This window comes from Phyllobacterium sp. A18/5-2, from assembly GCF_025452215.1.
Lineage (GTDB): Bacteria > Pseudomonadota > Alphaproteobacteria > Rhizobiales > Rhizobiaceae > Phyllobacterium > Phyllobacterium sophorae.
Window position 1 is genome coordinate 1377219 of sequence record NZ_CP104967.1, and the last position, 17624, is coordinate 1394842.

Annotated in this window: 9 protein-coding genes and 6 pseudogenes; 8 read left to right on the forward strand and 7 right to left on the reverse strand. The window is 55.8% G+C overall.

Annotated elements, in window-relative coordinates:
* Positions 1 to 597: 597 nt before the first annotated feature.
* Positions 598 to 1600, reverse strand: a pseudogene (locus tag N8E89_RS25360) (sensor histidine kinase).
* Positions 1601 to 3206: 1606 nt separating this feature from the next.
* Between N8E89_RS25360 and ligD the strand changes: the two are divergent.
* A complete protein-coding gene (gene ligD, locus N8E89_RS25365) occupies positions 3207 to 4259 on the forward strand; it encodes a non-homologous end-joining DNA ligase (RefSeq protein WP_262262548.1) in 1053 nt (350 codons plus the stop codon).
* Positions 4260 to 4432: 173 nt separating this feature from the next.
* Here ligD and N8E89_RS25370 read toward each other — a convergent pair whose 3' ends face one another.
* The gene (locus N8E89_RS25370; RefSeq protein WP_262262549.1) at positions 4433 to 4639 is read right to left on the reverse strand and encodes a KTSC domain-containing protein; all 207 of its coding nucleotides are present in this window, start codon (positions 4637 to 4639) and stop codon (positions 4433 to 4435) included.
* Positions 4640 to 5628: 989 nt separating this feature from the next.
* Positions 5629 to 5961 (reverse strand): hypothetical protein, encoded by a 333-nt coding sequence (locus N8E89_RS25375; RefSeq protein ID WP_262262550.1) that lies wholly within the window; start codon positions 5959 to 5961, stop codon positions 5629 to 5631.
* Between the two features lie 590 nt (positions 5962 to 6551).
* On the opposite strand from N8E89_RS25375, the pseudogene N8E89_RS29590 reads away from it, so the two are divergent.
* Positions 6552 to 6806 (forward strand): annotated as a pseudogene (locus N8E89_RS29590) (PepSY domain-containing protein).
* Between the two features lie 35 nt (positions 6807 to 6841).
* Positions 6842 to 7405, forward strand: coding sequence for a hypothetical protein (locus N8E89_RS25385; protein ID WP_262262551.1), 564 nt, complete (start codon positions 6842 to 6844; stop codon positions 7403 to 7405).
* Positions 7406 to 7650: 245 nt separating this feature from the next.
* Here N8E89_RS25385 and N8E89_RS25390 read toward each other — a convergent pair.
* Together N8E89_RS25390 and N8E89_RS29595 are read right to left on the reverse strand one after the other, a co-directional pair.
* A pseudogene (locus N8E89_RS25390) lies at positions 7651 to 8179 on the reverse strand (DUF4142 domain-containing protein).
* Positions 8180 to 8241: 62 nt separating this feature from the next.
* Positions 8242 to 8545, reverse strand: a pseudogene (locus N8E89_RS29595) (general stress protein).
* Between the two features lie 514 nt (positions 8546 to 9059).
* Between N8E89_RS29595 and N8E89_RS25400 the strand changes: the two are divergent.
* Together N8E89_RS25400 and N8E89_RS25405 are read left to right on the forward strand one after the other, a co-directional pair.
* Positions 9060 to 10422, forward strand: a pseudogene (locus tag N8E89_RS25400) (cytochrome B6).
* A 125-nt stretch (positions 10423 to 10547) separates the two neighbouring features.
* Positions 10548 to 11054, forward strand: coding sequence for a DUF4142 domain-containing protein (locus N8E89_RS25405; protein ID WP_262262552.1), 507 nt, complete (start codon positions 10548 to 10550; stop codon positions 11052 to 11054).
* Positions 11055 to 11136: 82 nt separating this feature from the next.
* Here the strand turns inward: N8E89_RS25405 and N8E89_RS25410 are convergent.
* Positions 11137 to 12286, reverse strand: a pseudogene (locus tag N8E89_RS25410) (IS3 family transposase).
* Between the two features lie 408 nt (positions 12287 to 12694).
* Here N8E89_RS25410 and N8E89_RS25415 point away from each other — a divergent pair.
* The gene (locus N8E89_RS25415) at positions 12695 to 14923 is read left to right on the forward strand and encodes an adenylate/guanylate cyclase domain-containing protein (protein ID WP_262262553.1); all 2229 of its coding nucleotides are present in this window, start codon (positions 12695 to 12697) and stop codon (positions 14921 to 14923) included.
* A 168-nt stretch (positions 14924 to 15091) separates the two neighbouring features.
* Here N8E89_RS25415 and N8E89_RS25420 read toward each other — a convergent pair whose 3' ends face one another.
* Entirely contained in the window at positions 15092 to 16468 is a 1377-nt protein-coding gene (locus N8E89_RS25420) for an FAD-binding oxidoreductase (RefSeq protein WP_262262554.1), read from the reverse strand.
* Between the two features lie 85 nt (positions 16469 to 16553).
* Between N8E89_RS25420 and N8E89_RS25425 the strand changes: the two genes are divergently transcribed.
* Both N8E89_RS25425 and N8E89_RS29155 read left to right on the forward strand, forming a co-directional pair.
* Positions 16554 to 17276 (forward strand): DJ-1/PfpI family protein, encoded by a 723-nt coding sequence (locus N8E89_RS25425; RefSeq protein ID WP_315975713.1) that lies wholly within the window; start codon positions 16554 to 16556, stop codon positions 17274 to 17276.
* Positions 17273 to 17581: a helix-turn-helix domain-containing protein gene (locus N8E89_RS29155; protein WP_315975714.1), complete on the forward strand. Its 309-nt coding sequence runs from the start codon at positions 17273 to 17275 to the stop codon at positions 17579 to 17581. The genes N8E89_RS25425 and N8E89_RS29155 overlap by 4 nt, the downstream gene beginning before the upstream one ends.
* Positions 17582 to 17624 lie beyond the last annotated feature (43 nt).

Sequence of the window (17624 nt, forward strand, 5' to 3'; positions counted from 1 at the left end):
TCGGGGGAACCGGGCCCTGCGGCTGATCCGGAGTATTCGAGGAATCTGTCCCCAAGGAATTCGCCCTGGCCGTTTGCTCACTAAGCGAATTCGGTCCGTCCCCGACGCCATACGGAGGCATATCCCCTCGCTCCCCGCTTGCGTCTATTTGGTTAAGCAAGCGCTCTGCCTTCTGAATAAGCTCGTCTTGGCTAAGGCCAACAGAATTTGCTTCAGAGATATCAACCGAGGCCCGTTTTCCATCCTCGTAGACAAACTCAACGGTGTGTCCGCCACCGTCTTCTCGCGCACTAATACGTCTTTCAATAATCCTCATGAGAGGCCGCCCTCCGCTACGTGTAAATCAACCATCGTGAACGGCTTTTAGTTCCGCAATATTCATCGCGCGGCAGGCGTTTTTCTTGCCTTGGCATCACAGTTTCTCCTGACTTGCTGGGGTGGGAATTGGTGCCGCCGTTCTCCTGCGACAACGGACAATCCCGCTGCCTCCAGTTTGCGCCGTTCGCGCTCGATATTCATCGCGCTCCCATTGGCGTCTGTTTATCAGGTGAGGCCACCGCCTTCACATTGGAAGTTATCGGGGCGCATGGCATTTTGTTATGCAGCCAGCTTTTCGGCCTTAAGCGTGACAGTGACGATAACCCCCTCATTTGACCAATCGTAGGTAATCGAGCCACCGAGCGAGTCTGATACGCTTCGATTGACCAGTTTACTCCCATAGCCCCCTGCCCCGTTGGGAGGTTTGACCGTCGGCCCGCCTCGTTCGGTCCAAACAAGCGTTACATCCTCATCGTCCGTAGAGCCTGAGACGTCAAGGGTCCCAACATCTGCGGAGAGTGCTCCATATTTTAATGAATTTGTCGCAAGTTCATGGATAACGAGCGCTAATGCAGTCGCCGCACCCTCGCCAACCCCCATGCGCGGCACCGCTACGCGAATACGACCGCGGAACGCTCCGATGTCTTCATATGGCGAAAGTAAAACCGACAACAGATCGCCTAGAAGTGCAGTGTGTCCTTGATGACCGGGGAGTGGGCGAACAAGGTCATGTGCTCGTCCAAGTGCTGCCAGTCGCGCTATCAGCTCTGTGGCCATTTCAGCGGCGGTGGTCGTGGATCGGGAAGTGATTCGAGTCAGTCCGCTTGCGATCGCCAAAAAGGTTTTTTACACGATGGCTCATTTCGCCCGCCAGCAGCTCATGTCCTTCTTCGGCTTGTTTACGCCCCGTAACGTTTAGGAAAATTCCGAACATATGGCGTTTGTGCAAGCCAGAGTCGCCGCCGAGGCCACGCGCCGATATCCATCGAATTTCATCACCCAACAAAATGCGGAAGTCGGTTTCGTAAGCCCCGATAATCCCCCGCGTTGCGGTAAATGCGGCGCGCACCCTGTCTCTATCGGCGGGATGGATATGGGCCGATAAAGTCTCAAACGAAACTTCGTTGCTTGGCACGATGCCCCACAGTTCAAAGGCCTGCTCGTCCATCGCAAACTGGTCGTTATCAACGTTCCACGACCACAGTGCCACACCGGCCGCCTCAATAGCACGGCGCAGATTTTGGGTGGTCCACAGAGGGGACGCAGACTCGCTAATGGTCATGGTTCATAACTCTTTAGATGGGCCATCATTGACTATTCAGTGCATAAATCACGAACTTTGCACCAACTTCTCCGCCTCTCCGGCAAACGCCGAGTCCCCCACTGATTCCATCCCCCGACGTTCCATGAAATCAGGAGTCCGCTCCGCGCCTTGGGAAGCGAGTCGGTCGGCGGTTCGGCTAAGGCCTTACCGTCGCTTGATCGAAGTTTTTCCCTTTGCGCACTCCTTGGGCAGCTTGAACGGGCGGTGTCGCCGATAACATCCATTGTGGCTGCTTGCGCTATGAATTGCTTCCGCTGCTATTCCGATGGCCCCTCTTTAGGCCGGCCGCTCCTGCGTCGGCGATCGTATCTCGTTCCTCGACCTGCAGCATATGACGGTCTCAGCGATTTGGTACCCCCACGCCTGCAACCCTCTTCGGAACCGCCTTGGTCTTCTTTCCCATCGTACTGCTTCTTGTCTTTCCCTGCACGAATGAACGCGGAACAACTTAGTGGGTTCCATAGTGCTTGTGACGAAATCGAAGCCAAATGGGCTTACAAGTCTTAGGAAGCACGGGTCTACACGGTTCTAAATAGTTTTGCAGCGACCAAACGTGATGGTGCGGTTTAGCGTTTGCTTGGTCTTTCTCGCCTGCTCCAGTTGCTCGAGCAATTTCTTGAATCGATCGTCATGAGTGAAGACCTTGGAGTGGCTGCGAATTGCCTCCCTCATGTCGTCCTGACATAATTGCCTCCGAACAACCTGCTGTATGTGTTTTTGTCGAAAGGCGGCGTTATGCTGCAATAAGCACTAAAAACCGTTCAAAATCGAATCTGGGTGCAGGGCAGTAAGTCCATCGCCATCGGCTCCGTCTACGATGCAGCTCGAGAAATGGCCCGATGAAGAAACGGGGCCCAAGTATGAAATTTGCAAGGCAATCCCATTAAAGTGCAAGGTGGTTGCTCCGCAGCCGTTGCTTGTATTGCCTTTGTCGAAGCGGCGAGAGAGGCAACATTTACATGGAGACGACACCTCGACCGCCACCAACCGGAAAGCTGCAGTGCTGGCACAAGAGCGTCGATAACGGGTCGGAATGTGATTTGACTGTGGACGGGCACAGGTCGAGATTTCAGAAATCGTATTCCCACCATTAAGGCCTGGCTAATTTTCCTCTCCCTGAGCCGGGCCTCACTTATGTCCGGAAGCGTACAAAGACGGAACGAAGTAGGTTTTGGTTTGTTGTTTAGCTTGCTGATTTCCAGGTCGGCTGAGGTCCTGATTTTCGCCCCCCGTAAATTCGGGACTCAAAAATTAGACGGTGTGCTACAAGCACGCCGTCCTTTGTTGCGGGGTCGCGGTCTGCGGTTTGCCCACATGGCGTCTATAGAAAGCTGCAAGAGCCGCAGGTACCTATCTCACACCGCGATACAGCCGCCGCCGACCGAGCTCGGGCCCAAGCCGGGCTGAGCATAATAGCAAATGTTGAAGTGCAAAATTGACCATATCGTTACAATCGTTCGACGGGGTTTTGGGGGCAGGTAGAATGATCGAAACGATATTGGTTTGTGAATCACTGCTCGCCGTCGATGGTGATATGGTGAAGTGCGACGGGGAGAATAGGTAAATGGCGAAACGCTCGACCCGGAAACTGCAGACCATCGGCCTCCTGTCCGATCTTGATGCGCCGCTCAAGAGCCGTCCTGCTGCAAAACGCGATAAGGATCAGCCTCGCTTGCCATTCGATCCGATGCCGCAGCGCATCGAACCCGCTCTGGCATTGCTCGCCAGGAAACCGCCGACGGGAGATCAATGGGCCTATGAAGTAAAATGGGATGGTTACCGTCTTGCTGTGCATGTCGAGTCCACTGGGGTACGCATCATTACGCGTGGCGGTCATGATTGGACCTCCTTTTTCCCGGCGATCGCGACAGCAGCAAAGGCTCTCGGCCCCGCAACCATGATCCTCGATGGGGAGGCGGTTGTTCTTGACGATAAAGGGCTTCCCAACTTCGGATTGCTGCAACAGGCGCTCGGCGGCAGGCGTGCCACCAGGGCTGCGGGAGCGGCAATCTTTTATGCCTTCGACCTACTTTATTTCGACGGCCACAACCTGACTGGCCTGGAATTGTCGTCGCGGCGGCATATGCTGACAACGTTGCTCAACGACAGGTCAAGCGACGCGATCCGGCTTTCCGAGACAATCGAAGCCGATGGGGAATCGCTGTTGCGCAACGCCTGTGCGCATGGTCTGGAAGGTATCATCGCGAAAGATATAAACAGTCCCTACCGCTCCGGGCGGCGAGGCGATTGGCTCAAGATCAAATGCAGTAACAGCGAAAGTTTCGCGGTCATAGGCTATGAGCCATCGCAAAAGGTCCAAGGCTCAATCGCCAGCCTGCTGCTGGCGGCGAAACAAGATGACAAGCTGGTCTATGTGGGCAACGTTGGTACAGGTTTTTCGGCAAAGCTGGCGCGAGATTTGCGCAGACAGCTTGATACCATGCGGGTCGAAACACCATCTGTGCCGATCAAGGGCAAGGGGCTGGTGTTCGTTCGACCCACGCTCATCGCCGAAGTCAATTTCAGTGCCTGGACGCATGACGGAAATTTGAGGCATCCAGCCTTCAAAGGTATTCGCGAAGCGGCGGACCACGCAGAGGTCTATCAACTGGTATAAAGCCTGTCACGAACTTTCGGCGGCGGGTTATGAAGAGTTGAAGCCCATCGCGACTGACGCCTGGCGAGGAGCCAACTAATGAGCCAACTAACCCCATCAAATCGTCAGGGCGCTTCGGCTTACTCCTCTTAGGAAGGCTTGTTATCGCGCAAGAGAAGGTCCTTCCGGACATCCTACTCATTCTGCGCCAAGCGATACCGAAAGCGATCACGAATATAGTCATTGAAGAAGCGGTCCTTTGCAAACGCGCTTCGGAACTTGGCATATACGTCCGGGGGCACTTCGCTATAGTCATAACGTTTGCCGCTCGCCACGAACCATACGGAAAGGGTCTTCGTCTCTGGGTCATACTTCATAACGCGGACGGAGGTCGACGGCATCTGTCGGGCTATATCACGCTGATTGGCATATAGCGGATGATAACCTTGTCCTGGTGAAAACGGCGTTCGAGTGCAACACGTCGTCTGCGCCAGTCCGTTAAATCCAATTCGTCCGTCATCACCTCAAATATCACAATCTCGTCGTGGCTCGCCTCTGCACCCCCCTCCAAAGCCCTTCTGCCGGTGCTCGCAGATAGGCGGTGACTCCATCAAAGCTGCTGGCGAAATCTTCCTTTACGCGATCGTACGCTGCACGTTCGAAAAGCCGACCATTGTTGTCGGCACGGGGAAGCAGAATCTGGACGAGATACATTGTTAACACCCGCTGAAAAATGGGCAACGCTTATGCAGCTACTGTGTTCCCTCGGCTTATCCATGTCGTGAGCGGGTGTAATGTCCCACTATGCCGGAGCCAACCTTGTTCAAAGAAAAAGCTCGATGCTGGCCGATTGGCCACGAAGCGGCGAAATCAAGGCCTCATATTCGACCTTGAGCGCAAACACCGCGGAGAACAGCGGCGGCAAATGCGCTTGGCCACCTGATTGCGGAGCAGGTCTCGGGACTTCCACCAACCCACCATCAGCCACGTGTTATCAAAGGCTCAACATCATGGTTAATTCCTTGTTTACAGAGAGGGCGTACCTTTGAACGGCTGATGCCCAAAATCAGCGAAAGGCCCGATCTGCCGCTGTATTGCGTGATAACTGTTCCCCACCCTTAGCCCGTGGGCTGGGCTCGGCCTGAAAAAGAAGGCGGAACTGGCACGTGGATCGGTATTGATATTCCACCGCTCGAAATCGAACTCATCGTTCGACGACAGAAGGCATGGGTCTCGCCATCGCCCTCGATCAGCGTTACCTCGTAAACCCTCGCACTTGTTGCGGATTTCCACATACTCGCGATCGATGGGAGAATTGTTCCCGGCTCGACCATCGGAAACATTCGCCCTTTCGCGTCGATCTCGCTCGGGTTTCAAGCTCCGCACAATTTTACTGTGACGTATTGCTCGGAGGCTTCGCTTGTGTATCTCCACCGGTTCCACTTTGTGGCGTTGGACTTACAGCAGGTGCATTGGTTGTTGGCTGATCCCCGGATGGTGGCGTCGCCTGATCCGAAGGTTTGTTCTGACCGGCAGCGGGGCTCTCCTGCCCGATGGTAGCGCTATTGTCTGAACTCTCACCAAACATTTCGGCAGCACCCCATGCTATGGCCGCGAGAATCAGGCCACCAATAAGCACCATTAGAACCGGCCGCCCAAGTGGACCCTGCCGCGTCTCCGTAGCAGTCTCCCGCACCGGAGTCTGTGAACCATGCTTTTCCATAGTGTTCTTCCTTTTTCACTCCAAGGTTTGAACATGCAAGATCGAGAAGGATTAATGGGTATCCCGCAATTGGTGGCGTTCCGCGTAACAAATCTGGCGCGCAGTGCCCACTACTTGTTTGGTCCCTGCCGGTCGCGCCTGTTTTCTTTCGCATCTGATTTGAAGGTGGCATCACCATCTTCTTTACCCGACAGAACTCAGCGATTGTCGCTAGTAACACCGTCGTTGTCCGCGCCATGTCTAGTCCTGGCGAACGCTCTTTTGGCATCGTTTTCGGGATATGGCCCTTTAGATTTCTCTGTCACTGCATTGCTCCTTTTCGAAGCAACAATCTCAGACAGCAATCAGTTCCATGATTCAGATTCCAGTCATAGAATCCGTTGGCCGCAAGCCACTCCATCAGCACACCGTCTCACGGTGACTTTATAAAAAACAGACAGATTCCGCCGACTACAACGGAAAGTTTTGTCCAGAGAAAAATATGACCGGTTGCCATCTCAAGCCGGGAACTTTGAGTCCTGAGAGGGGTTAACTCGTTATCGAATGGACAGGTTAGGAGCTACCATGATGCACTGAGCGCGCTTTCGGTTATGTCGATGGCTTATGCTCAGGATACGACGAAACCGGCGACAGAGGCAGAAACGCCCTGACACCACAAATCCTGCTGCGCCTGTCCCTGGTGAAAATAGCTTCACTGAGGCACAGGCCAAGGAACGCATGGAGGGTAAGGGATATTCGGATGTTACTGCGCTGACGAAGGGAGAAGCCGCTTCTGCCATGAAATCGGGTAAGGCGTATGAAGTCAAATAGACTTCCAGGGCAACATTACGGAGGCGGCCAAATAGGTCTCAAGACTTGAATCTCAGTATGGGAGAGTTAAATGCGAACCGTAACTGGACTATATGACAACTATGCCAGAACAGTGGTAGATGCGCTTGAGGATGCCGGGATATCGTCCGACGACATCAGTATCATAAGGCGCGGTGAAGGTGCAGCAACAGGAGCTGGCATAGGCGCAGTTGCAGGCGGTACCGGGGGGCTTCTTGCCGGATTGGGGTTACTTGCCATCCCAGGAGTAGGCCCTGTGGTGGCCGCCGGTTGGCTCGTTTCCACCGCGGCAGGCGCTGCAGCAGGGGCATTGGCTGGTGGAGCTGCCGGTGGGATAATCGGTTCCTTGACGAGCGCCGGTGTTGATGAAGACACAGCGCATGTCTATGCAGAAGGCGTACGGAGAGGTAGCACCCTGGTGTCCGCCCGTATCGAGGATGATAAACTCGATCTCGCCAGAACTATCATTAATCAAAATACGCCTGTCGATGTTGATAGCCGCCGCGCGATGTACGGCGAGGAAGGGTGGGAACGTTTTGACGAGGGCAACCCTGATTTGACAGAGGAAGAACTTGCACGTGAGCGGGATCGGCTTCGAGATTATCGGCAGCTGTAGTATCTCACCGAGCTTTGTTTACGCAGCCACCGAAGGGTGTTGTGTAAACGTTTTCGTTTGGCCAGCCGACTTCAGACGTGAGATGTATGGCCTGGTGTTGTAGTACGCAGAGTTCAATTAGGCCTACTGCCTGGTCGGCTCTCTGACCAACTATTATCAGCTGAAAATTCTGAGAGTCTGCCCTCAATTGGATGTCCGTCGGAGGTTCATTTCCCTTTTTTGCGCAGCGACGCCTCCACACCCACTCACTTATCCAGTTCCTCCGCCATATGCAGATGGTGTTCCAACGCGGGTCGTGTCGTTGCCGCCCACGCCTTCAAAACCGCATTTTCCCCTCCATCGCCGTAGCGTTGAAAGAGGTCAACGGCATCCTTATGAGCAGCAACCTGGTCCGAATGGTACTGTTCCGTAAACTCGTTGCCCTGCAAGCCCTTTGACTTGGCGAGCATTTCCTGCTGTGCCTCTGCCATTGAGGTTGGCGGGGTTGCTTTCACCTGACCGCTCTGGAGCAGTTGCTTCAGTTCATCGGTTGTCTTCTGATGGTCAGCTATCATTTGTTGGGCGAAAGTCTTGGTGGGTGCATCGGCGCGCTCGGCTGCGAGTTTGCTGGATCTCGATTTCAAACATGTCGCTTTGTGCCGCCTGTAACACGAAATCTTCGGTGCTCGGAGCGACACCGACCAACGAATTCACGCCGGTCTTTTCAGCGGCTGACTGCGCGAACGCGGGTGCGGTATACATTACCGCAACGGCAATCAAAGCAAATTTATTCATAGCCTCACACTCCTTATCATTGAAATCAGCGGCCGGGAGACCCGACCGCCACTTCGCTATGTTTAGCTCCGGCCACCCTTACGGCCCGCCTCACGTGCGCGCTCGGGATCATCCGCGAAATTTCCGCCGCGCTCCTGGTCGCTTTCGTTATTTTCGGCAAACTGCTGGTCGCCGCCGCGGTCTCCACCAGACTGCTGCCCACCTTGACGACTGGAAGCGTCTTCCGAATCGTTTTTGAAGCCGCCTCCAGACTGTTGGCCACCTTTTTCGACCCGCCTCCGCTGCCCGCTGCGGATCATTCTTGAAATTGCCGCCGGACTGCTGGCCGCCTTCACTCGCGATTTCACGCTGCTTGTCATCGTCCATCGACGCAAATCCGCGCTTTGAATTGCCACTTTGCTGTTCACGATCATTATTATTCGGCATGATTTTCCTCCTTGCTGATTTGACCCCGTGGGCTGACCAACAATTTTCCCCGAGCATTGTTCCTGTCTTCTTCGATTTTTTCCCCACTGTACGCTAAGGGACAAAGCGGGGTTTCACCGTCGGCGGAACTGCTGTGAGCTGCTTAGCCAATTCCGGCTTTAGACCACCGCGTCGATGACGGCTTCTTTTAGGTATGTCAGCAAGAGGCGAAGATTTTCGACACCAAAGCATGCGCTCGCGCCCGAGTCGGCAAGAGCGATTTTGATATCCCAAGATAAGCGACGGAATTCACCATCCCACTTTCCCAGAGTGCCGGGGAAGTAGCTGCATACGTGCGACGGCACATGCTTTCAGGACAGGGGAACGAATTCTGTCGTCGCAAGTTCGTGCGTTATTCATGAGCGTTCTGGAGATCGGCATGTCACCTTTAAAATTGATTGCTCTTGCCTGTGTCATGAGTGCGAGTGCGGCAAGCCTGGCTGCTTATTCGGACCCTCTGCCACCGGATTTAACCTACCGTCCGCTACCGACGCAGCCACTTTCGCGTGTGAGAGCCGATGATGAGGCGCAGAAGTCGAAAGTCATGGAGCGCCAGCAAACTTTGCTCGATAAGCGATATGACCTCTCGGATAGACCCATGCCCGAAGTCATGATGTCGGGAGGCCTCAAAAAAGTGCAAACCGGCGTGCGGGTCAAACTTTCTGATGAAGTCACCTGGGACACTCTGGCAAATATGAGCCCGGACGAGATTCTGCGAAAAAAATCTTCTTCCCGAGGGCTTCAGGCCCCTGCCGCACGTCAAGCAAGCAACTGGCGGACAGGTCTTTCCGCAAAGGGAAATTGACGAGATCGACAAACAGGAAGGGCGCGACCTCAAGCGTTTTGATGTCGATTTTGATCTTCCCGATCATTTGACGCCGGAATTTCCTCCTCCGATTTTTTTGACCACCCACCCTGAACTGGGCGACGTGTCGCGGGGAGACCTTTTGACGATCAAAAATTTCTACGAATATATGAACGGCATCATTACGCCGGTCCAGATGGAGGGTCTCAGACTTCTTCTGACACCATTTCCTCAGGAGGAATTTAACCAGACCGAAGACCGGAAGGTCGCGCAGCAGAGCATGGGGGTTGCTTGCCTCGACTGTCACTCCAATTTCCACACAAACGGGGCATTTCACCTCACACCGGATGTCAGGCCCCAAGCCTCGCGTTTCCGTCTCGACAGCACCAGCCTGCGCGGGATGTTCAACCAGCAAATCCATGGATCGAAACGCTCCCTGCGTTCAATCGAGGATTTTACAGAATTCGAGCAGCGCACGGCTTACTTTAACGGTGACCATGTCAGTGCCACCCGTAAAGGGGTCAACCTTCCGGACAGACCCAATCAGGTTGCCATGATGGCACAAATGCAGAATATCATTGATTTTCCGCCAGCGCCGAAGCTCGACCCGATGGGTAAACTCGACCCTGCGAAAGCCAGCGAGCAGGAACTGGCGGGCGAACGTGTCTTTATGGGCAAGGGTCGTTGCGGAGAATGTCACATCCCGCAAACTTCCTTCCTCGACAACAATATGCATGATCTGCAGCTGGAACGATTTTACAATATTGGTTACACCGCCAACGATCAGGTGGCAATTCCTGACGGTCCTATCAAGACATTTACCTTACGTGGCATTAAGGATTCACCGCCGTATCTGCACGACGGACGCCTGCTGACGTTGGCCGACTCGGTGGAATACTTCAATCTCGTCCTCGGTGTGAAGCTGACCCAGGACGAGAAGGATTCCCTGGTTGCCTACATGCTGACGCTTTGATGCTTCCGGCACAAACGAGGAGAGAAAATATGCGCGAGTTTCTGACAATAATTCTCATGACGATCGTTGTCCCACCGGCGCTCGCCCAGATGGGCAATCCCGCGGGGTTTGCTCCGGACACACGCATGCAGGAACCGGGCGTACCGGCGGCGCATCAAACGAACAATCAGGATCGGCTTTTTGCTCAGCTCGCGGCGGCAGGCGGACTGGCCGAAGTGGATTTCGGAAAACTCGCCGGCGCAAAGGCAGCCAATGCCGACGTCAAGGAATTCGCGCAGGCCATGGTCCATGATCATTCGGATGCCAACAGTAAGCTGAAGGTTTTGGCCGATTCTGCAAAAATCCCGCTACCGGATGCTTTAGACGCCGACCACAAAGCGATCAGGCAGAAGCTCGATACAGTAGAGGGCCATGCATTTGACGTGGCTTACATCCGTGCCCAAATCATTGACCATCAAAAAACCGCGCAAATGCTTGCATGGGAAATCGGGTCTGGCCAGGACGCGCAACTGCAAAAATATGCGGCAGCAACCCTGCCGGTGGTGATGAACCATCTGCGGATGGCGCAAAATCTCGCCTCCGCTTTAACGGGACAAGCGTCCCGCGAAATCGTTGCTGTCCATCCTAAGTGACGGTCTTGGTACTGATAACTCAACATAAGGTGACATTTCCGACCTTGCTGTTTGGCCTGCTGCCGGTTTTTCGGACACGAGGTTAAGCTAATCCCACCTTGGTTTCAAAATCGTTCGGGCTGAGATAGCCCAGTGTTGAGTGGCGAGCGCCTTGGGTTGTAGAAGCGCTTCGATGTAATCGAATACGTCCGCCCTTGCATCATTTCTTGTCCGATAAACCTTTCGTGCCGTTCTCTCCGTTTTCAGTGATGAGAAGAAGCTTTCCATCGCTGCGTTATCCCAGACGTTCCCCGATCTGCTCATGGAGCAGGTGATGCCGTGATCGCCCATCAGGCGCTGGAACTGTTCGCTGGTGTATTGGCTGCCCTGATCGGAATGATGCAACAGCGCATCCGGCTTTCCTCTGCGCCATATCGCCATGATGAGGGCGTCGGTGACGAGCTGCGCCGTCATATTCGCATTCATCGACCAGCCGACTACACGGCGTGAGAACAGGTCGATGACGGCGGCAACATAAAGCCAGCCTTCGGCCGTCCAGATATAGGTGAAGTCGGCCACCCATTTCTGGTTCGGTCGGTCGGCTGCGAACTGGCGATCCAGGACGTTGGGCATGATGACAGATCGGTCGCCGGCATCTTTCGGCAGACCGCGCCGCCGTGGTCTCGCTCGGAGCGCGTTCTGACGCATCAGCCGCTCAATGCGATGAAGACCGCACGACAAGCCTTCAGCCAGCACATCATGCCAGACACGCCGGGCACCATAGGTTCTGTCGCTGTACTTGAAACTCTGCCCAATCTTGTCCAGCAGAACCTCATCGTAGCGGGCATGGTCGCTCGGCGAGCGATTGAGCCAGGCATGGAAGCCGGAACGAGAAACCCCCAGCGCTTCGCAGAGCCATGCCGCCGGCCAGATCGAACGGTGCTTTGCAATAAACGCAAACTTCATATCGCGTCCCTTGCAAAGTAGGCTGCGGCCTTTTTTAGAATATCGCGCTCCGCCTTCAGCTTCGCGACCTCGCGCCGCAGCCGTTCGATCTCAAGCTGTTCCGGCTTCATCTGTCCATGCCCTGGAAAGGACTGGACCGGATCGGAGCCATGCTCCCTGATCCATTTGCGCAGTACATTCTCGTGGACATCGAGGTCGCGGGCAGCCTGTGCAACAGCGACACCACGCTCCTTCACCAGCTTCACCGCTTCAAGCTTGTATTCGCGGCTGAACTTTCGTCTTTGCATTCATACTCTCCGGTTTCACGCAGAACACCTTAACTCAGTGTCTATGAAACCGGCAGCAGGCCAAATATCTCCTCTTGTTGAGGGGAAGCTTAGTACCGCCGCGTGTTCGCCACTAAAGTCGGAAACGCCGAAACGCGGCCAAATCTGCCATTCGAACAGTCGTTCGATGTCGCCATTCTGCTGTGCGGGAACGTTACGGCGCAAAAGGGTGGTTCTGTTCCATGAGCCGACTGCAAGATTGGGCAAATCGCGATACCGGCAGCGGAGCGGTCCACAGCATCATAAGCGGTCACATTGCAGGCCGCGCTCGTGTGGCATCCGATGCTTTTAAAGCCGCAATGGCATCGGCTGGTCACCTGCGGTAAGATATTGACCGGGGTGCATTGCACTCCGTGAAGGGGGCCGGATATGGAGCGCCACCTTGCTGCCGTCCTGATCGCCGATGTCGTCGGATACAGCCGCCTGAGCCAGATCGACGAAGAGGGTACGCGCGCGCGGTTTCAGACCGACCTGAAAGAGATTTTCGAACCGACAATCGCAGAGCATCACGGAAGACTGGTGAAGACCATGGGTGACGGCATATTGGTCGAACTTCACAGCGTGGTCGATGCATTGCGCTGCGCGGTGGAGGTACAGCAGCAGAAAGCGAAGCGGAACGCTCTTGCACCACCAGACCAGCGGCTCGACTTCAGGATAGGTGTTAATCTCGGCGACATTATCGTTGAGGGTGACGATATCCATGGCGACGGCGTCAACGTCGCGGACCGCATACAGGCACTGGCCGAGCCGGGAGGTATCGCCATCTCCGGAACCGCCTACGACCAGGTCAAATCAAAGCTTGCGGTCGGCTATGCCTCGATGGGCGAACAGATGGTCAAAGGCATCGCAGAGCCAATTCGGGTATACCGTGTCGTGCTCGACCCTGCCGCAGCTGGCAAGACGATCGAAGCGCGCAAGAACCATCGATCCTTGCGCGTTCCCGCCGCTGCCGCGGCAGTCATCCTGCTGCTGGCGGGAGCGACCGCCTGGTGGCAGCCGTGGCGGATGGGGGACGAGACTAACCTGCGGAATGCTGTTGCGGCCGATACCCGGCCATCGCTGGTCGTGCTACCGTTTGACAATCTCAGCGAGAACAAACAACAGGGTTACCTCGCCGACGGCATCACCGAGGACCTGACGACGGAGCTGGCGCGTCTTCCCGGGCTCTTTGTCGTCTCGCGCAATGCGGCCTTCACCTACAAGGACAAGGCTATACAGCCAGCCCAGATTGCCGCAGAACTCGGCGTTCGCTACATCCTCGAAGGCAGTATCCGCCGCGCCGGCGACCAGATGCGCATCAACGCGCAGCTCATCGACGCGACAACCAGTGGCCATATGTGGGCGGAGCGCTTTGACGGAGCGTGGAGCGAGGTGTTCGAGCTTCAGGACAAGATGGTCGGCGAGATAGCAACGGCCCTGAAGTTGCGCTTGATCACGATCCAGCGTGTCGCCCAGATCTCCGGCGGCACCAGCAACGCTGCCGCCTACGAGGCCCTTTTGCGCGGTCTCGAACACAAATATCGCGACACCCCGACCGATATTGCGGAGGCCGTCAAGCTCTACCAGCAGGCTCTGGCGCTCGATCCGAACTTCGGCCGCGCCTGGGCAGAACTCGCCTGGGTGTATTGGGACCTTCACAGCGCGGAGCAAGAGCAAGCCGTGGGAATAGCGTGGGAAGATGTGATGGTCAAGCTCAACGAATGCCTGAAGGAAGCCGCAAAGCGCCCCTCCCCCACATACTACCAGATCGTTGCCTCGCTGCTGCTCCGGCAGCAAAAATCCGACGATGCCATTGCCGCTCTTGAAAAGGCGATCGCACTCGATGCCAGCGACCCTTGGAATTACGATGATATGAGCCACGCGTTGGTGTTCAACGGACGCCCCAGCGAGGGACGCGGCTATATTGATGCCGCAACGCGCGTTGAACCTGTCTGGACAGCTTGGCGCTCGTATGTGGCCGGGCTGACCCACTTTTCGATGGACCGATTCCAAGAGGCGGCGGTATCACTCGAAAAGATCGATGCGCAACCTAAAATGCACTGGGCCAATTTTTTTGGCCTCATCGTGCGAATGGCGGCCTACGGGCATCTCGAACGCGCTGCCGATATCGCCGGCGTCGACGAGAAGCTGAGGCAGTCATTGCTCGAAATGGGAGATAACCGAGAATTCTCGGGACTGTTCGTACGAAATTATTTCCCATTCAAGAACTATGCCGACACCGAGCGGTTGCTTGCAGGTCTGCGCAAGGCGGGCGTGCCGGATTTGCCGTTCGGTCTCGACGCGAAATCGGGGGATAGGCTGAGCGGTGACGAGATCAAGGCGCTGCTGTTCGGCCACCATATCGAGGGACGACGTCCAGCTACTGGCGAGCCATACTTGCGCACCACATCCGCCAACGGAGTATCTACCATCTCTGTCGGCGCATATTCGGATCAGGGCGCTAGTTGGATGGAAGGAGATACGATTTGCACCTGGGCTGACGCGCGCGGCAGATACTGCGCTGCCATCTTCCGCAATCCGGCGGGAAACCCCGAAGGCAGGAACGAGTATTTTTGGATCAACGCCGGCAACCGCAACGAGTTCTCGGTCGTGAAGTGAGATGAAGGTCTGTACAACGAGTTGTGTAGCTGAAGCGACAGATCGTTAGTGTTAGCGAAATTTCCGCATCGGGGTACGAATGCCACCGATCGGTTCTCACATCTCGCCAATCACGAGCACGCCTTGAGACTCGCTAAAACCAAGCGAACATCGTTCGTCCGAGAGGCCTCATCGAGGCGGAATATTCTGATTCATCTGGAAGAGGTTATCAGGATCGTAAATGCTTTTGATCTTTTGAAGCCGTACATAGGTTTCCGTACCGTATGCATCCCGAACGAGATTGTCGCCCTCCCCAAGTCCTGGGAAGTTAAGGTACATCCGCCCAGTGGAATGGCGCTGCATATCTTGCCAGACATCGCGAACCCAACCGATGTTGGCATCGTCATCGCCGGAGCTGGACCAGATCGCATCGAGGCTGAGCATGAAGGGCATGGAGCGATCGCCAAACGCGGTGGCGTCGGCGGCAACGCGCTGCACCGCGCCACCAAATTTCCAGATCGAAGCAAAGGTCATCTCGGAAGGACGCTTTGCCAGGCGCGCGGTGATCTCGTCAATAACATCTTCGTTCAGGTTCCTGAGGTAGGTCGACTTCCAGTAGCAGCGATCCCGACCCTTGGGAAAGAGCTCGTCATAGAGGGTCTGCAGGACGCGGTAGGGCAAGCGGTCGCTGAAATCGAGCAGGGGTTCGCCAAAGCTGCGCAATGGCTGCATAATCCGCTCCCCATCTTCAGCTGGACCATCATAGACCGTGGCGAGTGCCAAGACGCGCTTCCCCCATGCGTGTTCAGGATATGCCGGATCACGCGGAACAGTGGAGAATTCGGCGAGGCCACTCACTTCGTCCGGTGCCGAGGCCATGTAATCACGCCATTGCGGCAGGATGTCATTGGCGCGTTCTTCGGGATAGGCGGGAGCGCAAAACATCATTTCTGCCGGGATCGGGTGGAGACGGAACTCAAAGTTCACGACAACGCCAAAATTGCCGCCTCCCCCTTTGAGGGCCCACAGCAAGTCAGTGTTCTCGGTGTCGCACACCCGAAGCAGCCGGCCGTCGGCCGTAACGACGTCGGCGGCAATGATGTTGTCGCAGCTCAGGCCGCGCGTGCCGCGGAGCCAGCCAATGCCGCCCGACAAGGTGAGCCCTGCCACGCCTGTCATCGAAATCAGTCCACCTGGGGTGGCACGCCCTAAAGGTGTGGAGGCGGCGTCAACGTCTGCCCAAGTGGCACCGCCTTCAACATAAGCCTTATCCAATCCAGGTGCCATCCGAACAGCATTCATGAGAGACATGTCGATCATCAGCCCGCCGTCGCAAACGGCATAGCCGGCGACATTGTGTCCGCCACTTCGTACGGCGATGGCAAGGTCATGAACCCGTGCGTAATTGACCGATGCCAGCACGTCGGCAGCATTGCGGCAACGGGCAATCAGGGCTGGTCGCCTGTCGATCATGCCGTTCCACACGATACGGGCGTCGTCGTAGCCAACATCTCCCGGCTCAAGCAGTTCGCCGTGCATTGCGCTGCGGAGTTCGTCATGTGTCATCTCAGCTCCTCCTGTAACAGGGAACCTAGCACCGCCGGATGTTCGGTACTAAAGTCGGAAATGCTGAAAGGCGGTCAATTCTGCCATGCCCGCATCGAATAGTCGTATCAATGTCGCCATTCTCGCTGTGCCGGAAGTTACGGCATCCGCGTTGTACGGCATGTTTGACTTGTTTTCTTCTCCCGGCCGCGACTTCCCCTTCATCGTAACGGGGGAAGCGGGCGAACAGAGCATGCGGCCCTACATCGTCGCCCGCACCATGGATGTGTTTCAGGCCGCCAATGGCATCTGGGTGAAGCCTGACCACGATTTCAAAGACTGCCCGCAGCCCGACATCGTGTGCATTCCGGATTTCTTCGTCAATCCGGGCGAAAGCGTCAGCGGAATGTATGATCCTGAAGCGCAGTGGCTCAAGCAAGCGCACGAGGATGGCGCGATGCTGGCCAGCGCCTGTTCGGGTGCAGTGCTACTCGGCGAAGCCGGACTACTCACCAATCGCGAGGCGACCATTCATTGGGCTTATGTCGCGACCCTCACCAACAATTATCCGGGCGTCAAGGTCAGAGTAGATCGGTCGCTCGTGCTGAGTGGCGAGGCCCAGCGTATTATCATGGCGGGCGGCGGATCGAGCTGGCAGGATCTGGCACTTTATCTTATCGCTCGATTTGTCGGCTTAAAGGAGGCGATGGAGGTTGCAAAGGTCTACATGCTGCAGTGGCATGACATGGGACAGCGGCCATTTGCTTCACTGCCTTTCGGCAGACCACCGATGCCGTGGTCAACAGTTGCCAGGAATGGCTGGCGATGAACTACAAGACCCACGCACCAGTTGCCGCGATGGCAACACGTTCTGGCCTGCCAGAACGTTCGTTCATCCGCCGCTTCACTAGAGCAACGGGCATGAAACCCCTCGACTATGTGCACGCTCTGCGGCTCGAAGAAGCCAAGCAAATTTTGGAAACCACCGATCTCCCGATCGAAGCCGTCGCCAACGAGGCTGGCTATGAGGACGCAAGCTTCTTCGGTCGCCTGTTCCGACGCAAGACGGGTTTGACCCCGGCGCACTATCGTCTTCGTTTTGGTGCCTTACGCCAAGCGCTGAAGGACAACTAAACAGGGGCGTGCTGAAGCAACTGCTACCAAATAGCTGGTCGCC

Bases quoted from the DNA above. Each gene is read 5' to 3' on its own strand.
- N8E89_RS25405 (WP_262262552.1), top strand. From the start codon at position 10,548: ATGCAGGAACCGGGCGTACCGGCGGCGCATCAAACGAACAATCAGGAT.
- N8E89_RS25370 (WP_262262549.1), bottom strand. From the start codon at position 4,639: ATGCCGTCGACCTCCGTCCGCGTTATGAAGTATGACCCAGAGACGAAG.
- N8E89_RS25425 (WP_315975713.1), top strand. From the start codon at position 16,554: ATGCCCGCATCGAATAGTCGTATCAATGTCGCCATTCTCGCTGTGCCG.
- N8E89_RS25415 (WP_262262553.1), top strand. From the start codon at position 12,695: ATGGAGCGCCACCTTGCTGCCGTCCTGATCGCCGATGTCGTCGGATAC.
- N8E89_RS25385 (WP_262262551.1), top strand. From the start codon at position 6,842: ATGCGAACCGTAACTGGACTATATGACAACTATGCCAGAACAGTGGTA.
- N8E89_RS25420 (WP_262262554.1), bottom strand. From the start codon at position 16,468: ATGACACATGACGAACTCCGCAGCGCAATGCACGGCGAACTGCTTGAG.
- N8E89_RS25375 (WP_262262550.1), bottom strand. From the start codon at position 5,961: ATGGAAAAGCATGGTTCACAGACTCCGGTGCGGGAGACTGCTACGGAG.
- N8E89_RS29155 (WP_315975714.1), top strand. From the start codon at position 17,273: ATGAACTACAAGACCCACGCACCAGTTGCCGCGATGGCAACACGTTCT.
- ligD (WP_262262548.1), top strand. From the start codon at position 3,207: ATGGCGAAACGCTCGACCCGGAAACTGCAGACCATCGGCCTCCTGTCC.